Below are 17,577 nucleotides of genomic sequence, written 5' to 3' on the forward strand. Positions count from 1 at the left end.
AACGTTATCTCTATTGGTATGAATTTAAAAAGTTACGGTGCTTGTAGACTCTCTTCGAGACCTTTAATCAAGCTCACGATAAATAAAGTAATCGAAGTCGGCAGGTGCATTTTGGCCGGTGATATCACAGGCAAATAGTGCAGCAAAGCTTCCAGTAAATCGGAAGATATCTGGGCCGCCTTCATCGGATAGCGGAGTGCTGTTCAAAGCGGCGCCGAGATTTGACCAGCGTTCGCCGTCGAGGGAGTAGCTGAACTGATACCATTGTTTTTCGAGGCTTAGCCGCATGTATACGGTGTCGGTATCTTTAATGGATAGAGGCTCACCATATTCTTGATACTGATCGTTAATGTTCCCAACGACCTGTAGTACGTTTTGCCCCATATCATCTTTGGTCATTTTCAAAAAGTAGTGGCCGTTTCTCGCGTAGTAAGCACATAGCCCGGCCATCTGATAGGGGGACGTAGGAGCGAATTCCATCTTAGTTTCAATCAGTGCGTAGTGGCTTTGGAAGCGGCGCGCAATAAGGCTGTTTTGATAACGAGAATAGAGGTATTGACGACCTTTCAATCTTAAAAAACCTGGACGCTCGGTTAATGATCCCCAAGATTCATCTAGGGGCTCTCTGAGTGTTTGGAAGTTAATGTTTAACTGACTATCGTCAAAGTCGTCTTTCTCTTGCTCGACTGGCCAAAGGGAAGGCGTCAATTCCGGCGCCTTTACTGTAATCAGAGGTGTCTTGCCAGATGTGACATATGGCCAGTCGTCCAGCCAGTGGGCTTTTTGCAGTGCTGTTTCTCTTCCTAGAATAGAGAAGCCATTGTCATATTTAGGGATGAACTGATAACCCTCTGGGTTCTGGATTCGTCGACTACAAAGATGGCTCAAGTACCATTCACCGTTTTGTGTCTCTACTAGGAAGCCATGACCCGCTCGCGATAACTCGGCATCTTCTTGAAAGCGACTCGTTAGAATCGGGTTCTTAGGATGCACTTCGTATGGACCTAATAGGTTTTTTGAGCGACATACAGTGACTGCATGATTGCGTTCGGTACCACCTTCTGCAGTGATAAGATAGTAGTAGCCATTGCGTTTTAGCATCTGTGGGCCTTCCGTACAGCCCAAATGTGTGCCGGGGAAAATGTTGTGCACCGACCCTATTAACTTTTCTTCCTCTGCATCGAACTCTTGCAGGACTATGCCACCAAAGAAGTTAGTGTTTGAACGCCCATCCCAGACCATATTTAGCATGTATTTTTTGCCATCATCGTCATGGAACAAAGAGGGGTCGAAGCCATAGTTGCCAATCGACATAGGTTCACTCCATGGTCCCTCGATGCTTTCGGCTGTGACCACAAAGCTTGGTGTTGCCATCCAAGTACCGCCCTTACAAGAATGTACATTGGCATAACAGACCCAAAACTTACCATCAGAGTAGCTCAGAGTTGGCGCATAGACCCCTTCAGAGTTATCCATACCCGTCATGTCTAATTGTGACTTTCGGGTGAGAACATGGCCGGCCAGACTCCAGTTCACAAGATCCTTTGAGTGGTGTATTTGGATACCCGGAAACCACTCAAAGGTCGAAGTCGCGATGTAGTAGTCGTCACCAACACGCAATATGGATGGATCAGGGTTGAAGCCTCGTAAAACCGGATTATTAATTTGATGCATAGTCATATTCCAAATCAGTGAGCTAAAAAAAAGCCTAAGCTAATCGACGATTAACTTAGGCAAATGAGAAGTAACAATAACGAGAGACTACTTATAGATGAAACCGTTAACGATGTTCTCTAGGTACTCTTGACGACCTGACTCCTTAACCGGTGAGATGTTTTTCTCAACTGAAAGTGTCGCTAGCTGTTCAAGATTTAGGTCACCACCAAGGATTCTCTTGCCTAGGTCTTCATTCCAGCTTGCGTAACGCTGCGCGATATTTTTAGAAAGCACATCGTTTTCAATCATGTCTGCTGCGCGCTCTAGCGCTAGCGCCATCGTATCCATACCGCCAATATGGCCGTGGAAGAAATCTTCTAGGTCAGTAGATGGACGACGTACGCGAGCATCGAAGTTGAAGCCACCGGTAGTGAAGCCACCTGCTTTCAGGATTTCGTACATAACCAATGTGTTTTCTTCAACACTGTTAGGGAACTGGTCTGTATCCCACCCAAGTTGTGCATCACCGCGGTTCGCATCAATAGAGCCGAACAGACCTAAAGACGTAGCCGTTGCCACTTCGTGGTGGAAGCTATGACCTGCTAGAGTCGCGTGGTTTGCTTCGATATTTACTTTGATCTCGTTCTCTAGACCAAACTGTTTTAGGAAGCCGTACACTGTTGCTGTGTCATAGTCGTATTGGTGCTTCGTCGGCTCTTGAGGTTTTGGTTCAATCAGAATTGCGCCTTTGAAACCGATCTTGTGTTTATGCTCAACGACCATCTGCATTAGACGGCCAAGTTGCTCACGTTCTTGGCGAAGGTCTGTATTTAGCAGAGTTTCGTAGCCTTCACGGCCGCCCCACAATACATAGTTTTCACCACCCAGACGATGAGTTGCATTCATTGCATTGAAAATCTGTGTTGCAGCGTAAGCGAATACCTTAGGATCTGGGTTCGTTGCTGCACCAGCCATGTAACGAGGATTAGAGAACGCATTTGCCGTACCCCAAAGTAGCTTCATGCCTGTTTCTACTTGCTTTTGCTCAAATACGTCAACCATTGTTTGGAAGTTATTAACGTACTCTTTTAGTGAGTTGCCCTCTGGCGCAATATCCGTGTCGTGGAAGCAGTAATAAGGCACATTCAGCTTGGTATAAAACTCGAATGCTGCGTCCGCTTTCATGCGAGCTTGTTCCATTGGATCCGAAGCCTTTAACCACTCATGATTGAAAGTACCATCACCAAAGATGTCAGCACCTGGCCAGCGGAAGTTGTGCCAATAGCACGCTGCAAACCTCAGGTGGTCTTTCATCGACTTGCCCAGAATCATACGATCCGGGTCATAGTGACGGAATGCTAAAGGGTTTGTTGTATCCTTACCTTCAAAATTGATTTTCTTAATGTTCTTGAAATATTCACTCATAGCCTAATTTCCAAATCGTGGTTGTGGACTTTGTTCGCATTCATCTTGTTATTTTTCAAGAGGGTCATCAATTACGATTTTTGATACCAAAATTCACCTATTTATTAAATGTGCTCTAGTTCTCAAAATTGACGTTAATTAAATAGAGTTGAAAATGCGTAATGAACTTAACTTGTTGATTATTAATAATTAAAAATTACACGGGTGTCGCGGTTGTAGATAAGCATCACAGATGGGAAATATCGTAATTTGATAACCAAATAGGGTAAGTTGATTAAGCGCCTCTAACCATGAAGAATAATTTCCAAGCGAAATTTGGTGGAGTTAAATATGAACGCAGTTAGGTTGTCCGTAAGGGAAAAAGTGGCTTATGGATTAGGCGATACGGGATGTAATTTTGTTTGGCAGACCGTAATGTTGTTTTTGGCTTATTTTTATACAGATATTTATGGTCTATCACCGGCACACATGGGAACCATGTTTCTTCTTGTCCGTTTTATTGATGCGGTAACCGACCCAATTATGGGCTCAATTGTGGATAGAACCCGCTCAAAGCATGGTCGCTATCGACCATATCTATTGTGGATGGCTATCCCATTTGGACTCGCTTGTATGGCAGCATTCTTTACCCCTGATTTTGGACCTACAGGCAAGGTAGTTTATGCCTACGTGTCCTATATTTTCCTCACGCTCATGTATACCGCAATCAATGTTCCTTATTGCGCAATGGCAAATGCATTAAGCAATGATCCTAAAGAGAGAACGTCACTTCAGTCTTATCGTTTTGCATTGAGTACGGCAGGTGGCTTGGTTGTTGCTATGTTGGCGTTACCACTGGTCGATGTCATTGGGCAAGGAGACGTGCAAAAGGGCTACCTTGGTGCAATGGCTATCATGGGCTTAGGTGCAATTGGACTTTTCTTTTTTAGCTTTGCTAATACGAAAGAGCGTTACGTTCCAAGCCAAGAGGCTCAGCAATCGGTACTTCATGACCTTAAGCTTCTAATGAAGAACAATCAATGGCGCATTCTTTTCATCGTCAATGTGATTCTCCTTACCGGTGTGGTGCTAAAAGGGGCGTCTACCATGTACTACGTCAACACTGTGATGGGTCGACCTGATCTAGCAACAATGTTTATGGTCGCAGGCATGCTAGCCAACATTGCGGGTGCCATGATTTCAGCTCCACTACTTGGCCACTTAGATAAGCCTAAAATTTATCGCGTGCTAATTGTTGCGTCAGGATTCCTATCTGCTGTGTTGTTCTTAGTTGATCCTCAAAACGTGTTTATGGTGTTTGCATTGGTCATCATATTGGGTGTGGTACAGATGAGTACAACTCCGATCTTATGGAGCATGATGTCAGATATCGTCGATTATGAGAAAACCAGAAGTAATCGTTCGCTCAGCGGCATGGTGTTTTCGACGAATTTGTTTGCTATCAAGCTCGGTATTGCACTGGGCGGAGCATCAGTAGGTTGGTTGCTTGCGGCTTCGGGTTATGTTGGCGGCGCTGAGACTCAGACCGAGAGTGCGGTAATGGCTATCAACTTACTGTTTACGGTTATCCCTGGAGTGTTCTATGCGTCGGTTGCCATCTTCATGATGTTCTACAAGTTAGACAATGCAAAACTTGATCAAATCAAAGCGATGCTGACGCTCGATGCTAAGCAAAAAGAACAGGTTAAGCCTGCTTCACACAATGCTGAACTTGGTTAAAACGAACCCCCAAAACGCTATGTCGCTCCTGACGAAGTGTTTTAGCCCTGCTGAAGCGGGGCTTTTTCTCCGAATTAACGCCTTGCGACAAATTGTAAGGCGACAAGAACCTAAGAATATAGAGCGAGCTTGCTCTGATTAAGAAAAAATGGTGACACCGATGATCTATAAAGAGAGTACAGCGCCTGTTACTGAGCGCGTCCAAGATTTACTTAGCCGCATGACCAATGAAGAAAAACTTGCCCAACTTGGGGCGCAGTGGTTAATCCTCAAAGAGGACGGCGACCATCAAGACCGCGAACTAGAGATGGCGAGTGAGCAGACTCGTGTGCCAGTAAAAGAGCGTCTGAAACATGGTTTGGGACAAATTACTCGACCATTAGGTACACACGTGACTTCGCCTCAGGCTGGTGTCGCAGCATTGAACAAATTACAGAAATATCTTGTTGAAGAAACTCGTCTTGGGATCCCTGCTATTTCGCACGAAGAGTGTTTGGTAGGTCTAATGTCGAAAGAGGCAACACTTTATCCATCGTCGCTCAATTATGGTCATACATGGAATGACAAGCTTATTGAGGAAATGGCGCAAGATATTGGTCGTCAAGTCCGAGCGGCGGGTGCTCAGCAAGGTTTGGCTCCGGTACTAGACGTGTCACGGGATGTTCGTTGGGGTCGCACCGAAGAAACTTTAGGTGAAGATCCTTATCACGTGGGGGTTATGGCAACGAGCTATGTGCGCGGTCTTCAGGGTGAAAAACGTGATGTCCTAGCCACGCTAAAACACTACGTTGGTCACTCCTTCAGTGAGGGTGCTCGCAATCATGCTCCGGTTAATCTTGGTTTAAAAGAACTGAATGACACCTTTATGCTGCCATTCGAAATGGCAATAAAGCTTGCCAATGCAGGTTCGGTGATGCCTGCGTATCATGATATCGATGGCGAGCCTTGTCATTCATCAGAATATCTACTGACAGAAGTGCTACGCAACCAATGGGGCTTTGACGGACTGATTGTTGCTGATTACGGTGGCATCGACTTGCTGCGTGCTCATCATGCTGTAGCCTCAACGGAAGAGGAAGCGGCAGCGCTGGCATTTAACGCCGGTTTAGACATCGAGCTACCAGATGATGCTTGCGCTTCACGTCTTCAGGCTGCTTTGGATAAAGGTCTTATTTCTCAAGCGAAGCTAGACGAAATTGTTTCAAGAATTCTAACTAAGAAATTTGAGTTAGGGCTGTTTGAAAACCCTTACTGCGAAGAACCCGATGAGCCTCTAAGTAACTCCAAGTCCAAAGCACTTGCGTATCAAGTGGCCAGTGAGTCAATTGTTCTGCTAAAAAATGATGGTACTTTGCCTTTGGATACACAGAAAAAGGTGGCGATTGTCGGTGCGACCGCGGATGACCAGTTGGCTCTTTTGGGAGGGTACAGCTTCCCTGTTCACCTGATTCTGTCGAGTATGGAAAGTGATGAAAAAGTAGCAAAAACCATTCGTGAGGCAATCGCTGAGCGATTTAACACTACTTTCTATGCAAAAGGCTGTGAGATATTAACGGAGCGTCACGCGAATGCTCCGGTATTCCCCGGTGATGTTGACTTGGCACTATCACAAACGCAGACTTCACCGATTAGTATGGACGAAAGCTTGATTGGTGATGCCGCAAGTGCAATTGCTCAGTCTGACGTGGCTGTGGTGTGTGTCGGTGATTTGGCGGGTCTATTCCAAACTGGAACCGTCGGTGAAGGCTCCGATGTAGAGTCTCTTTCACTGCCGGGCATTCAACAATCTCTGGTGGACGCTGCGCTTGATAGTGGCAAGCCAGTGGTCGTTTTGGTCACTGGCGGACGACCATATAATCTAGGACGCGCAGAGCAAGAAGCGGCGGCAATTGTCTACGGCTGGGCTCCTGGGCAAGAAGGTGCAGATGCCATTGCTGATGTACTAACTGGTACAGTAAACCCAAGTGGCAAGCTAACACTATCGATTCCTAAGTCTGTTGGTGCGGTGCCGTATTACTACAATCATAAACTCAAGAGCGGTGGTACACCGATCGCTTATCACTTCGGGTCAAAATACAACTTTGGTTTTGGGTTAAGTTATACCGACTTCACGTACTCAAACTTCAATGTAGCCAATGCAGTAGTGGAACATGAAGACACTATCGATGTGTCATTAACCCTAACGAACACTGGCGATAGAGACGGCACAGAAGTCGTTCAATTATATGTACGTGATGTTTATAGCTCGCTCGTTCGCCCGGTGAGGGAGTTAAAAGGCTTTAGCAAGGTATCTTTGAAGGCAGGCGAGTCAAAGAAAGTTACGTTTGCGCTCCCGGTTGACATGCTCAACTTCACGGACAGCAAGCATAATCGTATTGTTGAAGCCGGTGATTTTGACATTATGATTGGTCGATCTTCTGATGACATTCTATTCAAGCAAACCGTCACCCTGAAGGGTGAAACTCGTGTCTTACCAAGGGCGTGGAGAATGATTTGTGAGGGCCATATCGAGGTTGAGAGCTCTGCTCAGGTAGAGAGTGAGGTCATGGCTTAGCCTTGGTGGCTGAGTTTTTGGTCGTACAATAATAAATGACTCAATAAACATCCCCCCTTGTTAGTGTGGTGCTAGCAAGGGGGATTTTTTGATATAGCTTATTAAGTCAGGCTATGCAGGGCAAGGTTGTATGCCACCTGATTCGCGATATTCTTTTGGTGTTTGGGATAGGTTTTTCTTAAACACGGTATACATATATTGGAGCGACGGGTAGCCACATAGTTCTGCGATTTCGACTATGGGTAAGGAGGTGCTCGACAATAGATTAGAAGCGCGTCGTAGCTTGGAGTTATGAATCTCTTGGTGAATGGAGTGACCGCACTCTTCTTTAAATCGAGCTTCCATGTTTGAGCGAGAAATCCCGACGTAGCTCAGCACTTGGTCGACTTTGATGCCTTTACAGGCGTTGTGGCGGATAAAGTGCATCGCTTGAATAACATAAGGGTCTTTGAGTGCTTGGAAGTCGGTGCTTTGACGTTCAAATACTTGAGTTGGTGGTACCATCACACGCGCATGTTTCAATACAGAGCTGTTTCTCGGTTCTTGTTGCTTTGACTCGAGCAGCTTGTGGAGCATTTTTGCTGCGCGATAACCCATTTCCTTGGTACCTTGACCAACAGAGCTTAGAGACACTCTGGTTAGGTATCGTGCTAACTCTTCATTATCAATACCAATGACCGAGACCTTGTCAGGCACCATAATGTTTAGATGTTGGCAGACTTGTAGTAAGTGTCTCGCTCTGGAGTCCGTTACCGCAATGATCCCTGTAGGCGTAGGCAAGCGCTGAAGCCAGTCGGCCAAGCGGTTCATGTCGTATTGCCAAGTACTTGGATTGGTTTCATTGCCGCGGTAAATGGAGCAAGGATAGCCCTCACGACTGACGATATTAGAGAAGGCCTTCTCACGCTCAAGCGCCCAACGGGTATTCTCATCAAGTGGCTTGCCGTAAAACGCGAAGTTTTCAAGTCCCTTTTCTTTGAGATGTTGGAATGCCAGCTCTACCAAAGCTTCGTTATCCGTCGCCACGTAGGGTACATTGGGGTAGTCGTCTTCGTTTTCGTAAGAGCCTCCAACGCCGACAATTGGAATGTCCGAATCTTTGAGAAGCTCAACGATTTTAGGGTCGTCAAAGTCAGCGATAACCCCATCACCTTGCCAGTTATGGAAGTTATCCAAGCTGGTAGTGAACTCTTCTTCTAAGAAAATATCCCAATCACACTGTGATGCTTGCAAATACTCTCCAATCCCCTCAATCACTTCACGGTCGTAAACCTTGTTGGCGTTGAAAAGTAGGGTAACTCGAAAATGTTTATCCATGTTTGTGTCTTTTTATGTGCTAGCCAAAACCATGAGGGATTCTATCAGCCTAAATAACCAAACGGTGTGATCACGGGCGCAGTCGTGAAATCCGTGAAATACGCTACTAAAAAACGTAATTGTCTGAACAGACCATGAGCTTATGATTGATAGCGTTTACCGGGTATCAAGGGCAGACGCTGAGCGCAGCGTAATTATTGCAAACAAATATGACAAAGTGCGGGAGAGGGTATGTATATTGGAATCGACTTAGGAACGTCGGGTGTAAAGTCTATTGTGATGACGGTGTCAGGAGAAATCCTCGCAACGACAACGGTGGAGATCGATGTGTCTCGACCTAAGCCACTCTGGTCTGAGCAGGATCCGCAAAGCTGGTGGAAAGCGACTTGTGAGTCCATTGAAGGTTTACGAGATCTTGTTGATTTGAGCCGAGTGAAAGCGATTGGCCTTTCTGGTCAGATGCACGGCGCAACGCTTGTCGACAAGAATGGAGGTGTACTGAGACCCGCTATCCTTTGGAATGATGGCCGCTGCGCTGCAGAGTGTAATGAACTTGAATCTTTGGTGCCGGATTCTAGAACGATTACAGGCAACATTATGATGCCTGGCTTTACTGCACCAAAGTTGAAGTGGGTTGCAAATCACGAGCCCGAGGTTTTTGCAAAGGTTGATAAGGTGCTGCTTCCAAAGGATTATCTCCGATTTAAAATGACGGGCGATTTTGCTAGCGATTTGTCTGATGCTGCTGGCACGGGTTGGGTTGATGTTGAGTTAAGAGCGTGGAGTACTGAAATGCTCGAGGCCACTGGGTTAACATTAGCGCAAATGCCGGCGTTGTTTGAAGGTAAAGACGTCACCGGTTATTTATCAGAATCCATTGCCAAGCAGTGGGGAATGCAGTCAGTTCCGGTTATTGCGGGTGGGGGTGACAACGCTGCTGGAGCCGTGGGTGTTGGGATAACTCAGCCTGGACAAGCCATGCTGTCACTTGGAACATCAGGGGTGTATTTTGCTGTGAGTGATGGCTTTATTTCTAATCCTGAGTCTGCGCTGCACAGCTTTTGTCATGCTTTGCCGAATACCTGGCATACAATGTCAGTCATTTTGAGCGCTGCATCGTGTCTGAAGTGGGTTGCCCAACTCACGAACTTCGACAATGTCGGTGACATGATTGAGCAAGTTGAGCAGTCAGCGGACAAGGAATCTGAAGTCGTATTTTTACCTTACCTTTCTGGCGAGAGAACGCCGCACAACAACCCAGATGCGAAAGGTGTATTCTTCGGAATGACGCATACAACGACTCGTTTGGAGCTCGCGCAAGCCGTAATGGAAGGGGTAGGCTTTGCTTTCGCTGATGGCTTTGATGCGTTGCATGTGACTAAGAATATACCGGAAGAAGTATCATTGATTGGTGGTGGAGCCCGCAGTCAGTATTGGCGTCAAATGCTTGCCAATATCGTAGACATGCCACTAGTTTATCGTGAAGGTGGTGATGTAGGCCCAGCCCTAGGAGCGGCTAGACTGGCGATTCTGGGCACGTTAGAAGGGGCAACACTGCATGACATTTGTCCGACACCAAAGCTGGTTGAAAGACATGAGCCAAACTCAGTAGCGGTAGAACAATACAAAAAGAAACGTTTGGTCTATCAAGCGCTATATCAACAGCTGAAGGACTTGTTTTAATCAGTGAATAATATGAGGGCTTGACCGGTCAATTCGGTGTAAGCCCTTATTAGTAATGATATTTCCTCAGTAATACTTCGAACTTGTATATTCGACTGCTAAATACCAGATTTAGTTGAAGAGAGTATATAGCGAGGTATGCTTCGTCACGCCTACCAATCTTGCATGCGACTACTGTACCTGTACTCTTTAACCAAATAAATGTCACTTGGTTAGAAAATTCTTGTCAGATATTTATGTGAATCAGATCAAGAATTGTCACATTACCTAAAAGATTAATCACAATAAATAAAATCTTCATAGTGAACTTAAGAGTAATTACTCTGCGGTTATCATATTTAACTTTGGTATTTCTTTATTTTGTAAGTGTGTCACCGATCACACCAATTTTATAGTCAATAATGTCTCTGATGCATTAGTCGTGATCAAATTCTCACTCGTTAAATACGTTAACAATAGAAGTAAAAAACATAATTGTATTTAGGCGGGTATAAATTGAACATATAAGATAACAAAGCGTGTTTGATTGACATATCAGGGTAGGCCATGGCAACGATTCAATTTAAAAATGTAGATAAGATTTACTCGGGAAATGCTCACATTGTAAAGAAATTCAATTTGTACATTGAGGATGGAGAGTTCGTTGTTTTTCTAGGCCCCTCGGGATGCGGAAAATCAACGACTCTACGCATGTTATCCGGGCTAGAGGAGATCTCCGCCGGGGAAATACTCATCGGTGACTCGGTGGTAAATGATTTATCACCAAAGGAGCGAAATATCGCCATGGTGTTTCAGAGCTATGCTTTGTATCCGCACATGACGGTTTTCGACAATATTGGTTTCTCCTTGAAGATGGAAGGCCAAAGTAAAGAGGCAATCAATAAGCAGGTGAGGGTCGTAGCCGACATGCTACAACTTACCCCTTTGCTGAAAAGAAAACCTCGTGCCCTGTCCGGTGGACAGCGTCAACGTGTCGCTATGGGTAGAGCGATGGTAAGAACGCCGGAGGTTTTTCTGTTCGATGAACCCCTGTCGAACCTCGATGCAAAGCTCAGAAACGTCATGCGTTCTGAGATAAAACAGCTACACAGAAAACACAAAAAAACCACGGTGTATGTGACTCATGATCAAATTGAAGCGATGACTCTAGCGGACAAAGTGGTGATTTTACGTGATGGTTTAATTGAGCAAGTGGGTACGCCAAAAGAGATCTATCACTACCCAGTAAATGAGTTTGTTGCGGGCTTTATTGGTAGTCCAACCATGAACATGGTTCCTGTGAACCTTGAATGTGATGACGATGAAATCCGAATTCTTCTGAATAATCAAGTCTTCGATGTTAGAAAGAATAATGTCGGTAATACTTCAGGGAAAGGTAAGCTTGGTATTAGACCAAGTGACATTAGCCTAAAAAAGACCAGCACTTCAATGTCGGTTAAAATCGATGTTGAAACTAGCGAACTACTTGGAACCACCAAACTAGTCTATGGTCGCCTAAATGGAATTGATATCACAATAGAGTTAGATTCCAGTGCAGATATTACTGTGGGAGAAAGAGTGGAAATGTATATCGACAATTCTCGTCTACATATATTCGATGAACAAGGTGTCAATATTTCCATTGGCTAACCTGTCAGAATGGCAAAAACAAAACGATCTATTTCTAAGGCTATGTCTATGGTAAGGAAGGGTTTTGTTGATGTGTAAAGAATATTGAAATGAACAAATTAATTTAGGTGGCATGATGGCATCGGTAACTTTTAGAAATTTAGTAAAGGACTATGGTGAAACTCAAGTCGTTAAAAATATAGACCTTGATATTAAACACGGTGAGTTCTTAGTGCTTTTGGGTCCATCAGGATGTGGTAAATCGACCATTTTGAGAATGCTAGCGGGGTTAGAAGAGATAACGGATGGAGATGTATTTATTGATGAGCTGTTGGTCAATGAACTACACCCCATAGAGCGCAATATTGCAATGGTGTTTCAGAGCTATGCGTTGTACCCCCACATGACGGTGGGTGAAAACATCGGATTTAGTTTAGAGAACATGAAGGTACCAAAAGAAGAGCGACAGCAAATGATCCAAGATGTTGCCGAGGCTTTAGAGCTCACTCCTTTGTTGGAACGCAAGCCAAAAGAGCTGTCTGGTGGACAAAGGCAGCGAGTGGCGATGGGACGAGCGATGGTGCGCACCCCGAAAGTCTTTCTGTTTGATGAGCCACTTTCCAACCTTGACGCTAAGCTGCGTGGCCAAATGCGCAAAGAAATACGTGCCTTGCATGAAAAAGTGAAAACGACCGTTATCTACGTTACTCATGACCAAGTCGAAGCGATGACGCTTGCCGATCGCGTGGTGATATTGAACAACGGGCACATTGAGCAGATAGGTACACCGGAAGAGATCTTCAAAACACCAAAAAACCAATTCGTCGCTCGATTTATTGGTAGCCCAGAGATCAACTTATTCGATGTAGATTCTAGCGATATCAAGAGCTGTATTTCAGATCTCTCTAGCTCAGTTAAATCGGTGGGTATCAGAGCTCAAGATTTTAGCCTAGACCGAGCAGATATCGACGAAAGCAATTGTGTTGAGATGAAAGTCCAGGTTAATGAAAACGAGGTACTAGGTTCCGTGATTCAACTCGGGTGTAGCTTCGGTGACAAACGATTTATTGCGGAAACAAAATATTCCGAAGACCCAATTAATGGTGAGCAGACGCTCTACTTCGATAAACGCAACGTTCATTACTTTGATTCCAAAGAACAAACCACCTTACAGTAAAAAGGAATTCCCCCATGAAGAATATAAGTTTAAAGGCGGTATCACTCTCTATTGCTGCCGTCTTTTCTACCAGTGTATTTGCTGAGCCAGTAGAGATTACAGTCGCGTCTTTCCCGAACTTTAACCAAGTCGCAGAGGCTGCCATCCCTGTGTTTGAAAAGGCAAACCCGGACATCAAGGTAAAGCTGGTGGTGCTTTCTTACAATGATCACCATAACTTGATGACAACAGCACTTGCTACTGGGGCGAACCTACCAGATGTAATGGGTATCGAGAATGCGTATGTGGGACGCTTTATCGAGTCCGGTGGTCTTGAAGATTTAAACAGCGATAACTACAAAGCAGGCACGTTTACTCAAAACCTCATCCCTTATTCCGTTGCACAGGTAACAAATTCGAGGGGAGAGTTAGCTGGAGTTCCTACTGATATCGGTCCGGGTGCCACCTTCTTCCGCCAAGACATTCTTGATAAAGCCGGTGTGTCAGAAGAAGACCTACTTAAAAGCTGGGACTCGTTTATTGAGTCGGGTGTGAAGATCAAAGAGAAAACAGGCAGCTACCTACTATCCAATGCCAATGACATTAAAGATATCTATATTCGTTCTGACCTAAAACCAGGAGAAGGGATCTACTTTGATACAGACCACAATGTGCTGGTTAACTCAGAACGCTTCAAAGAAGCATTTCGCTTAGCTAAAAAAGCACGCGATGCGGGTGTTGATGCTGAGTTAAGTGCTTGGTCGAATGAATGGTCAGAGAGTCTACGCCGCGGCACGATTACGGTGCAAATGATGGGGGCTTGGCTAGGCGGTCACCTAGAGGATTACATTGCGCCCGAAGCGTCAGGCTTATGGCGTACATCAGCGCTTCCAAATCACGCCTTAGCAAGTTGGGGTGGTTCTTTCTACAGCATTCCTAAAAAAGCCAAACACAAAGAGGAAGCATGGCGCTTTATCGAGTTTATGGCGACTTCACCAGAGGCTCAGTTAATTGGGTTCAAAGAAATAAACGCATTCCCTGCACTAACGTCGACTCACCAAAACCCATTCTTCGATGAAAAACTTGCGTACCTAGGTGATCAACAGGCGCGTCATGTTTGGAGAGAATCGGCGGAACTCATTCCGGCAGTCGGTGTTGACCGATATGACCCAGTTGCGCGTCAGGTTATCGATGATGCCCTAGAAAGAGTGCTTGAGCACGATGCTGACATCGACGAAGTGTTAGCTGCAGCCGAGAAGCAAATTCAGCGTCGCGCGCGTCGCCGTTAAGAGTAATGAGAGCCAGCATCGATATGGCGCTGGCTCGATAGTTAGTTGGGATAAGTAAAATGAGTACTATCGCTGAATCAAACCAAGCTAGAACCTCCCGAAATGGGAACTTCTGGCTTCGAAAGGGCAACAAAATTGCGCCTTACCTTTTTGTCAGCCCATTCTTCATTGTCTTTGGAGTTTTTGGACTGTTTCCACTGCTTTTTTCATTGTACCTTTCTTTCCATTACTGGGAGCCTGCAATGGGGCTCGCCTCAATGGAGTGGGTGGGTTGGGAAAACTATGTGTTTGCCCTCGAAGATGACTGGTTCCAGAAATCGGTCTACAACACATTCATTATTGCGTTGAAATCAGGTATTCCACAGCACGCAATCGCACTTCCTTTAGCTTACTTTATTCACACGAGCTTCAGTCGAATGCGTAACACAGTGATCGGGGTGTACTTTGTTCCCTATATCACATCGACGGTCGCGATTTCTCTAGTTTTTACCACTCTGTTTTCTCGTGATTTTGGGATGATAAACCAAGTTCTTACCTCTTTGGGTAACTTTACCATCGGTGATATTAAAGTCCTGTCTTGGTTGTTCCCAACACAGAACATAGATTGGAATCGTCCTGAATACACCAAAGACATGATCTCATTTGTGGTGTTCTGGCGTTTTGTTGGTTGGAATACAGTGCTCTACTTATCAGCGCTTCAAACGATTCCAAAGGACATTTACGAAGCAGCTACTGTGGACGGCGCAAGTCGATACCAGCAATTCTGGCACATAACGCTGCCGATGCTTAAGCCGATGGCTTTCTTTGCAGTAACGCTGACTATCATCGGCAACCTGCAACTGTTTGAAGAACCGTTCATTATTACGGGAGGTACGGGTGGCATCGATCAAGCGGGTAAGACAGCGGCTATGCACATGTATATAACCGCGTTCGTAGAGAGTGATTTTGGTACGGCGTCAGCGATATCGTGGATTCTGTTTATGTTGATCGCAGGACTTACTTGGGTGAATAACAAATTGTTAGGTGGAGACAATCAATAATGAAGAATATGTCAAAGGATAAACTGATTGCTTACATTATTGTCGCACTTGGTGGCTTGATAATGTTAGCGCCATTCTACTTCATGTTTATTTTCTCTTCTCAATCAAACAGTGGCATTTTGTCAGTACCACCACCAATTTGGTTTGGAGAGCATTTGCTCGACAACTTAAGAGTTCTGGTCGACTTTCTACCGTACTTTTGGCACAACTTGGGGCTGAGCTTGTACATTGCGGTTGTTGTTACCGTACTCAACTTGCTGTTTTGCTCGTTGGCGGGCTATGCGTTTGCCATGTTTGAATTCCGGTTTAAGAATCTAATGTTTATCGGCATTATGGCCACTATGTTGTTACCCCCATTTCTAGGTATGATTCCTACCGCGATGATTATGTCGACTATCGGCTGGATGAACGATCCGAAAGCACTGATTGTTCCAGCAGCGTGCGGTGCGATGGGTATTTTCATGATGCGACAGTTTATTGCTAGCTCAATTCCTAAAGAGCTGGTTGAAGCTGCGCGAATGGATGGTTGTGGTGAGTTTAAGATCTACTATCGAGTGATTGTGCCATTGATTAAACCGGCGTTTGGCACCTTAGGTTTGATAACGTTTATCGGCTCGTGGAACAACTTTATGGGGCCTTTAGTCGTTATGAACGACATGAAGATGTTCACAATCCCTCTAGCACTTCGTGCTTTGCAGGGTACTGCTGGGCAAGTCCCATGGGGTGCGGTTTCTCTCGGTGCAACGATAGCAGTACTGCCTTTGCTGTTCCTATTCATCATGGCGTCACGTCGATTGATCGATGGACTGACTGCCGGTGCTGTCAAAGGTTAATGCGGTAATTGCTTGTAAACGAAAAGACCTGTCGAGACAGGTCTTTTTTGCAATAGAGCTTTTGCAGCTACATGCAGTTTTTTTATCTTTAGTACGATTAACCAAACATAAAGCTATACAGGTAACCTGCACTCACCGCCATACCTAAAATTACCACCAAGAATGCTGCAATCATCTGGTTTTTGAAGATAGATTTAAGCAAGATAACTTCAGTCAGGCTTGCCCCCGCACTACCAATAATCAGAGCCATCACTGAGCCTAGCGCCATACCTTTCTGCACTAGTGCGGCACTCAAAGGAATCACTGCTTCAGCACGAATGTACAGTGGAATACCAATGACTGCCGCGATAGGAATCGCATACCAAACCCCTTCACCAGCGTATTGTGCGATAAGGTCTGTTGGAATAAAGCCGTAAATGAATGACCCTAGTAGAATGCCCACCATTAGGTATGGGAATACTTGCTTAAAGTCTTTCCAAGTCGATTTCCAAATACGAACCCAACGATTGTCTTCTTTTGGTGTTGCTACTGTAGTGTCGCAACACGCGCTGCCGTCTGCATTAATGCTAGCAAGAGTTGGTTCTGGCTCTTTTTCTCCACAGCATGATGTTGCCGGTGCAGGTGTTGAGCAAGAGCTGTCTGCCGCGCAGCTAGCTGCTGCTGGCTTCAAAGACTCAACCTTTGGAGTGCCACAGCTTGTAGACGTTGCACATGATGATTCTTGAGTCGCAGCTGGTTTAGTGTCACCACAAGAGGTACCACATGAGCTTGCAGTTTGTGCTTCGTACGCCTCAGATTTTACATAGCGCTCGAAACCTAACTTCTCTAGTACATAGCCAGCAGTAGCCGACACAAACATGGCTATCGCGAAGTAAAAAACGGCGACTTTAATGCCGAATGTTACGACAAACAGGCCAATGATTACTGGATTTAGCAGTGGGCTGGCGAACAAGAACACCATCATAGGTCCAAATCCAGCGCGAGCGCGCAGCAACCCTTTCAAGAAAGGAATCGTAGAGCACGAGCAAAATGGAGTGATGGAACCAAGTAGTGCAGCGACAAAGTAACCTCTACCATTCTTTGAGCTAAGAATAGATTGGATCTTTTCTGGTGTTAGGAACTCTTGCAGAACACCAACAATGTAGCTGATAGCCAAAAATAGAATAATTAACTCGGTCGCTAAGAAGGCGAACATGTTGGCGGTTTCTTTGGCCATTGAAAGGAATTCAGGGCTCATATTAGCTTCTCCGAATAATTCGATATGTTTCGAATTATAGAAATAACCGAGCTGAGATCA

12 protein-coding genes are annotated in these 17,577 nt (G+C 45.2%); 8 read left to right on the top strand and 4 right to left on the bottom strand.

Features of this window, described 5'->3' with window-relative positions:
* Window positions 1-63 precede the first annotated feature (63 nt).
* A complete protein-coding gene (locus L4C42_RS03810) occupies window positions 64-1,674 on the bottom strand; it encodes a glycoside hydrolase family 43 protein (protein ID WP_353496383.1) in 1,611 nt (536 codons plus the stop codon).
* A gap of 87 nt (window positions 1,675-1,761) precedes the next feature.
* Complete coding sequence (gene xylA / locus L4C42_RS03815) at window positions 1,762-3,081, bottom strand: xylose isomerase (protein WP_353496382.1); 1,320 nt, start codon at window positions 3,079-3,081, stop codon at window positions 1,762-1,764.
* Between the two features lie 330 nt (window positions 3,082-3,411).
* Here xylA and L4C42_RS03820 point away from each other — a divergent pair, with 330 nt between their 5' ends.
* Both L4C42_RS03820 and L4C42_RS03825 read left to right on the top strand, forming a co-directional pair.
* On the top strand, window positions 3,412-4,800 hold the full coding sequence (locus L4C42_RS03820; protein WP_353496381.1) for a glycoside-pentoside-hexuronide (GPH):cation symporter: 1,389 nt from the start codon (window positions 3,412-3,414) through the stop codon (window positions 4,798-4,800).
* A 160-nt stretch (window positions 4,801-4,960) separates the two neighbouring features.
* Window positions 4,961-7,354 (top strand): glycoside hydrolase family 3 N-terminal domain-containing protein, encoded by a 2,394-nt coding sequence (locus tag L4C42_RS03825; protein ID WP_353496380.1) that lies wholly within the window; start codon window positions 4,961-4,963, stop codon window positions 7,352-7,354.
* A gap of 111 nt (window positions 7,355-7,465) precedes the next feature.
* Here L4C42_RS03825 and L4C42_RS03830 read toward each other — a convergent pair whose 3' ends face one another.
* The gene (locus L4C42_RS03830) at window positions 7,466-8,671 is read right to left on the bottom strand and encodes a XylR family transcriptional regulator (protein WP_353496379.1); all 1,206 of its coding nucleotides are present in this window, start codon (window positions 8,669-8,671) and stop codon (window positions 7,466-7,468) included.
* Between the two features lie 231 nt (window positions 8,672-8,902).
* Here L4C42_RS03830 and xylB point away from each other — a divergent pair, with 231 nt between their 5' ends.
* The 6 genes from xylB (at window position 8,903) to L4C42_RS03860 (ending at window position 16,280) form a co-directional block, all read left to right on the top strand.
* Window positions 8,903-10,354: a xylulokinase gene (gene xylB, locus L4C42_RS03835; protein WP_353496378.1), complete on the top strand. Its 1,452-nt coding sequence runs from the start codon at window positions 8,903-8,905 to the stop codon at window positions 10,352-10,354.
* A 546-nt stretch (window positions 10,355-10,900) separates the two neighbouring features.
* A complete protein-coding gene (locus tag L4C42_RS03840) occupies window positions 10,901-11,983 on the top strand; it encodes an ABC transporter ATP-binding protein (protein WP_353496377.1) in 1,083 nt (360 codons plus the stop codon).
* 115 nt (window positions 11,984-12,098) lie between these two features.
* The gene (locus tag L4C42_RS03845) at window positions 12,099-13,139 is read left to right on the top strand and encodes an ABC transporter ATP-binding protein (RefSeq protein ID WP_353498702.1); all 1,041 of its coding nucleotides are present in this window, start codon (window positions 12,099-12,101) and stop codon (window positions 13,137-13,139) included.
* Between the two features lie 14 nt (window positions 13,140-13,153).
* Complete coding sequence (locus L4C42_RS03850; protein ID WP_353496376.1) at window positions 13,154-14,407, top strand: ABC transporter substrate-binding protein; 1,254 nt, start codon at window positions 13,154-13,156, stop codon at window positions 14,405-14,407.
* A 59-nt stretch (window positions 14,408-14,466) separates the two neighbouring features.
* The gene (locus tag L4C42_RS03855) at window positions 14,467-15,447 is read left to right on the top strand and encodes a carbohydrate ABC transporter permease (RefSeq protein ID WP_353496375.1); all 981 of its coding nucleotides are present in this window, start codon (window positions 14,467-14,469) and stop codon (window positions 15,445-15,447) included.
* A complete protein-coding gene (locus L4C42_RS03860) occupies window positions 15,447-16,280 on the top strand; it encodes a carbohydrate ABC transporter permease (RefSeq protein WP_353496374.1) in 834 nt (277 codons plus the stop codon). Before L4C42_RS03855 ends, L4C42_RS03860 begins: the two co-directional genes overlap by 1 nt.
* A gap of 97 nt (window positions 16,281-16,377) precedes the next feature.
* On the opposite strand, the gene L4C42_RS03865 is transcribed toward L4C42_RS03860, so the two are convergent.
* Window positions 16,378-17,517, bottom strand: coding sequence for a permease (locus L4C42_RS03865; protein ID WP_429759388.1), 1,140 nt, complete (start codon window positions 17,515-17,517; stop codon window positions 16,378-16,380).
* Window positions 17,518-17,577: the final 60 nt, after the last annotated feature.

Source organism: Vibrio wakamikoensis (assembly GCF_050337275.1).
Classification (GTDB): domain Bacteria; phylum Pseudomonadota; class Gammaproteobacteria; order Enterobacterales; family Vibrionaceae; genus Vibrio; species Vibrio chaetopteri.

Coding starts and splice junctions, on each gene's coding strand:
- L4C42_RS03850 (WP_353496376.1), top strand. CDS start 13,154: ATGAAGAATATAAGTTTAAAGGCGGTATCACTCTCTATTGCTGCCGTC.
- L4C42_RS03820 (WP_353496381.1), top strand. CDS start 3,412: ATGAACGCAGTTAGGTTGTCCGTAAGGGAAAAAGTGGCTTATGGATTA.
- L4C42_RS03855 (WP_353496375.1), top strand. CDS start 14,467: ATGAGTACTATCGCTGAATCAAACCAAGCTAGAACCTCCCGAAATGGG.
- L4C42_RS03810 (WP_353496383.1), bottom strand. CDS start 1,674: ATGCATCAAATTAATAATCCGGTTTTACGAGGCTTCAACCCTGATCCA.
- L4C42_RS03830 (WP_353496379.1), bottom strand. CDS start 8,671: ATGGATAAACATTTTCGAGTTACCCTACTTTTCAACGCCAACAAGGTT.
- xylB (WP_353496378.1), top strand. CDS start 8,903: ATGTATATTGGAATCGACTTAGGAACGTCGGGTGTAAAGTCTATTGTG.
- L4C42_RS03845 (WP_353498702.1), top strand. CDS start 12,099: ATGGCATCGGTAACTTTTAGAAATTTAGTAAAGGACTATGGTGAAACT.
- xylA (WP_353496382.1), bottom strand. CDS start 3,081: ATGAGTGAATATTTCAAGAACATTAAGAAAATCAATTTTGAAGGTAAG.
- L4C42_RS03825 (WP_353496380.1), top strand. CDS start 4,961: ATGATCTATAAAGAGAGTACAGCGCCTGTTACTGAGCGCGTCCAAGAT.
- L4C42_RS03860 (WP_353496374.1), top strand. CDS start 15,447: ATGAAGAATATGTCAAAGGATAAACTGATTGCTTACATTATTGTCGCA.
- L4C42_RS03865 (WP_429759388.1), bottom strand. CDS start 17,517: ATGAGCCCTGAATTCCTTTCAATGGCCAAAGAAACCGCCAACATGTTC.
- L4C42_RS03840 (WP_353496377.1), top strand. CDS start 10,901: ATGGCAACGATTCAATTTAAAAATGTAGATAAGATTTACTCGGGAAAT.